General features: G+C 39.3%; 6 protein-coding genes. 4 read left to right on the top strand and 2 right to left on the bottom strand.

The genetic code is table 11. The features are described from left to right. The first annotated feature begins 23 nt into the window (after positions 1-23). From TE34_RS02405 to TE34_RS02420, 4 genes are all read left to right on the top strand, one after another. Positions 24-653, top strand: a complete 630-nt coding sequence (locus tag TE34_RS02405) for a hypothetical protein (RefSeq protein WP_047983239.1) — start codon at positions 24-26, stop codon at positions 651-653. A 261-nt stretch (positions 654-914) separates the two neighbouring features. Continuing rightward, complete coding sequence (locus TE34_RS21375) at positions 915-1,172, top strand: GNAT family N-acetyltransferase (RefSeq protein WP_236687091.1); 258 nt, start codon at positions 915-917, stop codon at positions 1,170-1,172. Between the two features lie 25 nt (positions 1,173-1,197). Beyond that, a complete protein-coding gene (locus TE34_RS02415) occupies positions 1,198-1,449 on the top strand; it encodes a hypothetical protein (RefSeq protein WP_053074940.1) in 252 nt (83 codons plus the stop codon). Between the two features lie 271 nt (positions 1,450-1,720). Next, positions 1,721-2,284: a hypothetical protein gene (locus TE34_RS02420; RefSeq protein ID WP_047983244.1), complete on the top strand. Its 564-nt coding sequence runs from the start codon at positions 1,721-1,723 to the stop codon at positions 2,282-2,284. Positions 2,285-2,300: 16 nt separating this feature from the next. On the opposite strand, the gene TE34_RS02425 is transcribed toward TE34_RS02420, so the two are convergent. Together TE34_RS02425 and TE34_RS02430 are read right to left on the bottom strand one after the other, a co-directional pair. Then, on the bottom strand, positions 2,301-3,710 hold the full coding sequence (locus TE34_RS02425) for a PQQ-dependent sugar dehydrogenase (protein WP_047983240.1): 1,410 nt from the start codon (positions 3,708-3,710) through the stop codon (positions 2,301-2,303). Between the two features lie 136 nt (positions 3,711-3,846). Further along, positions 3,847-5,670: a M6 family metalloprotease domain-containing protein gene (locus tag TE34_RS02430; RefSeq protein WP_407944348.1), complete on the bottom strand. Its 1,824-nt coding sequence runs from the start codon at positions 5,668-5,670 to the stop codon at positions 3,847-3,849. Between the last annotated feature and the right edge of the window lie 646 nt (positions 5,671-6,316).

Consider the following 6,316-nt stretch of genomic DNA (forward strand, 5'->3'; position numbering starts at 1 on the left):
ACAGGTAACCGAAGGAGGTTAAAATGAAAAAGTTAATTTTATTGTTGTTTATTGGGGGCATTTTGCTTATTTCAGGTTGCTCTAATAATGACTTGGAATCTTTGCAAGAAGAAAAAGAACGATTAACGAATGAAGTGCTAGAGTTGAAGGAGCTTGTCTTAGAAAAAGAAGACGAAATAAGACTCCTAAAAGAAAATAATTCCGATGAATCTATTAAGCTGACTGAACGAACAAAAAGTCTGGAGATGGTAAGATGGTCCTCCATTGCCAGATCACATGATTCTAGTAACTCTTTTTATGATTTACCAACGATGTATAAACTCCATTCAGAACATATCATTAAAGATGATTGGTATGTAATCAGTGACGACTATTTTCAAATTGAATTGTTAAATTATGACAATGCTAAGAAAGTAGATTTCTATACAGTTCGCTTGGAGTCAGAAGGAACTCCCAATTTAGTGTTTACCGATACCGACCATACGGATGGATGGACATATACCGATAAAGCAATTGGTAAAATTATAAACAAGCACAAAGGTCCTGACTCTCAAGGAGTTACCTACGAGCCTTATTTTTTAATGTATACAGAAGTAACAATGGAGGATGGAAGCGTCGTAAGGACCTCTAACTTGCCGATATATAATAAGTGAATTTACTAAGAATACAATTTCCATATCAAAACAGAAAAAAACTATGATTAATCTCTTATTTAGCTAAAGATCATAGTACCAGGAGGCATAATAAATGCAAAATCTAGTAATTCATACAGGACAGACTCTAGAGGATGTCCCATATATTCGACAAAGATTAAGAGAATAAATATTAAGCACCTTTCACAAAGCGATATAGACTTCGTTGAGGAAGATTTCTGTTTTAAAGTAATCGATGAAGAAGGTACTGTCCTTGGCGGTATTTCGGGGAGTACTAAAATGCAAAGTCTAATGATCCAGTTTCTTTGGATTGACGACAGTATTAGAGGGAAAGGTTTTGGCAGAAAACTTATAGAAAGTGCTGAACAGTTCGCCGTGGAAAAGAAATGCCGATTCATCAAGGTAGATACATTTAGCTTTCAAGCCCCTGATTTCTATCAAAGCTTAGGTTATGAGATTTACGGAAAAATAGAAGACTTCCCCGAAGGATACAATCATTACTTTTTAGTTAAAAAGTAATAATCTCATAAAGGTGGGGTAAAAATTGAGACCAATAGTTTATTTTTTTGCATTTATTTTCATCGGAATTCCTCTAGTAATATACTTACTTTATTTAATCTATAGAACTACGAAGAATACAGATTCTGGGATGAAAAATATGATTCTTGGATTACATGTAACGTTATTCGGAGGGATTTTGGTTCTTGATGACAATATGGATTTTATAGTATTTGGTTACGTTATTGCTGTATTAGGACTTATTCTATCTTTGATTGGTATGAGTAAGGCACGTTAATTTGGTGTGGACAAACAACGAAAAGGACAGCTCCAGAATCGAGATTTCGAATGGATACTGTCCTAACTCATCAACTTAATCTTTTCTGACTTCCATGCTAAAGGAATCCAACATCGTATTCAGGGCTAGAAAGTTCCTAGTAGGTTGTTAATTTAACACTATTTTGAGACCGGCATGAATTACAGCTTATGGACTATCATAATTGAGCACCACCTCTAATAGGATGATGAATATGATGGTAATGACCGTATCATTTATCGGAGGTGAAAAGGTGTATTTCTTTAAAACGATTTCAGAAGAGGTTCGTTTATTTCAAAAGACGTTCCATAACTTTAAATATATGAAGAAGCTCATTTTAGTTTCTTTTTTGGCTTGCTTGGCTGCCATTTTCCAGTCTGCTGGTGGGTTCTTTCCAGGTATAGGATATTTGATCAGTCCACTTGCTACAGCACCTATTCTACTCTGTTCGATGTTTTCCATTCCATTTGGCTTCATGTCCTATCTCTTAACCATCATGTTGTTAGTCATTCTTCAGCCAACGGAATTAATTATTTTTCCTTTTACAACGGGATTGTTAGGACTTGGAATTGGAGCATCCCTTCACTTTCTTAGGAAGCGAATAACTATTATCGCTTCTGGTTCCGTTCTCCTAATGGTAGGAATTATGAGTTTGCTATATGTTTTTCGTTATCCTGTCTTAGGTCCAGTTGGTTCTGATTCCTTTTCTCTACTTACAACAGGAGGTATATTCCTATTTACTTTCCTTTATAGCTGGTTATGGGTTGAAGCAGCCTTAAATATTTCAAAACGAATAAAACCGATTATCCTCAAATAATAACGGACACTTCTATCTAAGGGACTATTTCGTAAAGGGTGCCTTGGTTAAAATCTGTCACATTAATAGAACCATAAACCCCTAAATATAGTCGGCTTTGATTCCGGTTGGACCCCAAACTAACAAAATAAGCTGACTCCGACCCGAAATCATAATCAATTTGTATCTCACTAAAATCATTATGTTGTCCATCAGGTCTAAAGGAGACGTGGGCTAAGGCACCACGAACCTGTGGCTGCGTCTCCTTCTTCGCCCCGTCCGTGAACACAACACTACCGTTTAACCCCGGGATTGCATTCCCCATATAAGCTTGAACACCTGTTAGTGCCGTCCCTGCAAACTTATTAGGCCTCGAATCTTGATGAAAATAGCTAGTTAATGGCTGAAGACGAGTCGCCGAAAGCGCTACTGCCTCCTGATAATAAGCAATTGTTTTCTCATTTAGATCCGGATTATTGGTACAGTCTCTTATTATCGGCGTAGGAAAAGCACCTTCCCACCCTCTCCAGCCCAGATTAATCAATCCTTCTTGGTCAAGCTCGGAACTTCCGGATGAAGCTTGAAGAATCCGTGTCACAGGTATTGGCTTATAATTAACGAATGAAAAAATGGACTCTACCAAATCCTGACCAACATTTCCAACATATTTTCTATACTGATTGTTAATCCGCTGATAGGAAATTCCCGGTATATTACGAACACCTTTAACAATTACTGTAAGGGTTTCTTGAATGACTTGGGGGAGTTCATTAAAGCGTGTAACAATTGGAGGATTAACGATAGATACATTACGATTCACAGCAATTTCGATTATTTTTCCAGCAATATCCATATCATCCTGAGCTAAATTATATGGATCAAAGCCTGACCCACCATCTCCAGTTGTTAAAACAAGTCTCCCTGTTTCCGGTGAAAAGGTTAAGCTATTGACACCATTATGATTAGCAAAAGGTCTTCTTAAGTTAAGTAGTGCCCGTCTTCTTTCAGGCCTGCCATTCGGATGTAATACCCATTCTTCCACCGTATCGATATGATCATATTGCGTTTCTCTATTTTCCCACTTTAGATTTAATGTACTGGGATCACAAGGGTTAGGCTGAAAAGGATCCGCAAGAGCACCTGGCCCTTGAGAACCGGCTACAGAATAATGAAGATAGAACAATCCGTTGTAATAAAATTCTGGATGAAATGCTAATCCTAATAATCCTCGCTCATCATATCCACCCTTCGCGCCCAGCTCTATGATGGAAGAGCGAATATCTAAGAACGTTCTAATCTCACCATTTCCAATATAGAAGATCTCCCCTACCTGGGTGGCTATAAATATCCTTTCTACTGAATCGCCAGGTAGGACTGCTGTTTTGATCACCGTCGGTAAATTTAACTTGCTGACTAAGGGCCGTAAACGAACCTTCACTTTCTCCACTCATTTGACCTCCTTCTTATCACTTTCTTTTATAAGATTATGATTAGAAAGGGGCTATAAGTACGATTCAATACAGGGAAATTTTCATTCAAAAAACCTGAGTCCCAATAAAGGACTCAGGTTTACCTTATTCCACTTAATTTTTACTATAATAGAATTTAGCCGTAATCGATCCATCTTCGTTTTCAACGATATCAGTTACATGAATTCCAGAGTCAGCTGGTGTATTAGTATAGCCTTTCCAGAAGTAGTAGGAACCAGTATGAACATTTTTAGAGTTAGGTGTTAGCTTAGAACCTGTTTTGAAGAAATCACCAGAATCTCCACGGTTCACATATTTCTCTAAATCATACTTTCCATCTGCTTGAAGAACGGATAGACCATAATGCGTGACTACTGTGCCGTCACTTGCTACCTCGGATTGGTTATACTGGAATCGCTTATTCATCCAGTTTTCCACGTTATTCGGACGGAATCCAGCTGTTTGATATAGATTAATAATGTTTTCATCCACATGCCATGCTACTAATCCGTGCGAGTCTTCCCCTTGGCGGATTAGGCCTTGGTTAAAGCCACTTTGCTGAACATTTTCGAATAAGAAATATTCCGTACCATTAGAACCTGGTACTTCCATTTTCACAATTCCATTGTCTGCATCTGCTTGATCGATGGCAGGTAGCGTAATTTCTTGTATCCCATCTTCCGGTGCTACTTCGATCGGGTCAACCCATCCTAAGAAAATCTTCGAGAACGGATCAAAGTGTGTCGGTGAGTTTCCAGAGTATGCTGCAGCATCTGGATAACGCATCCAAGATCCACCTGCCATCATGGAGTAGTTCCCAACACCTTCAGATGTATACACCGTATCATAGAAATCTGGTAGTCCAAGCGCATGACCAAATTCATGTGCGTATACCCCGGTTTGAGCAGGGAATGGACCTTCTTTTAATGCATCGTCATAACCACCTGTTGCAAGGTTATATCCCGCAACGTTCCCACCGATACCCGGTTGGATGTTGTAATTATTTACAATGACGCCATCATAAGTCATATCCTCTACAACCGTTCGATTAATCCACTCGCCTTGACTGATTCCTTCAAGCGCATCTGGTGTTTGACCAGTTTCATAGTATTTTCCATAGTAAAGGGCACTTAATAGATTCCACTTATGTGACCAGAACTGTGCAGGGTCACGACTGAATTCCGCACCTGTCCCTTCATGAATGACGAAGATGTTTGGAACTTCCCCATCTTCTGCATATTGAGAGAAATCTACTTGCTCGTCTGCTGCTTTTAATAGATCACGGATGAACTCACCAGTGTGCGCATCCCCGTTCACATTACCAAATACATATGTACCATTTTCAGCATATGTTCCTTCTTGGTCTAAGTAGTAAGAAGCACCTTTTGGAAGCTCAACCCACACAAATTCTGTGTTTTCTTTCCTCACTAGATTTATAGCGCCATAACTAGATTCATGATACGCATTTTGCATCGTACGATCCTTAGGCACGTTTGGTCCATCATATTGTTTAAAAACATCTAACTCATACGGATTGTACTCCGTTCCAAAAATCAGGTCCTCGTAGTATTCAGCAGGAACTTGTCCTTCCATATCACCGATTGGCTCGTCGCCATCTTTATACTTGGCTAATAATACAAGTACTGGTACATCCCCTTCAGTCTCACTGTAGACAACATGATTATCACCTGCTTGCTGGAACTTTTTCCCGTGATTTGCAATCTTTTCAGCTGGATCTGCTTTAGACACATCTACCCCCAGCTCCTTCGCTTTATCAGCCAATTCCGGAGATACTCCCACATAATGCGCTAGACTTAAGTCATATTGGCTTGTATCCTTCGCGGTTGTATCACTTAATTGCAGGCCGCCTAGCACAACACTTCCTGCTAAAGCAAGACCTAAACCCGCTTTCGATAGGGTTTTTAACAAGATTACCACTCCTCACCTATTGATATAGGACAAGTGTATCAGAATAATCTGTCAACTGGCGAAAAATCGTTTTACATGCTTCGACAAGCCTTACTAGGAGGCAAGTGCTTTATGATAGAAAACTACTAATAGTTCTATTAAAACACCTATTAAAATAGCTCCATTTAACTAGATTTACTAGATTTTCCGTGTCAAAGATTGTAATACGTTTTTTGAAGGTTTACAGGGATTGAGCCACTTAAGATACGGATGGAACAGTTGGTGATGAGTTGTACCGTCTTCATCTCTTTTGCGCTTAACCGCTTCATTTTGATTATGAGAGGCGCTGTCATCATCAATTTTTGTGCTTACCCTCAGTATTTTGATTATGAGAAGCCCTGTCATCCCTTACGACAAAGATTTAACAAATGAAAAACAGGTTGGGACATAACAAAAAAAACAATGTAAAAACCGAACTATGCACTGTTCAGCTCCGGAAATATACGGAGACTCCTGCGGGAGGATAGGCATAGGTGAGACCCCGCAGCTCGGAACGAGCGAGGAGGCTCACCAGCCGCCCGCGGAAAGCGAAGTATATTTCCGGAGCGTGGTATATGCACCCATAAACAGATAGTTCGGTTTTACTTTTTGATAAAATAGTTATGTCCCAGTCTCA

Origin of the sequence: Ornithinibacillus californiensis (assembly GCF_001038485.1) — a bacterium.
Taxonomy (GTDB): Bacteria; Bacillota; Bacilli; order Bacillales; family Amphibacillaceae; genus Ornithinibacillus; species Ornithinibacillus californiensis.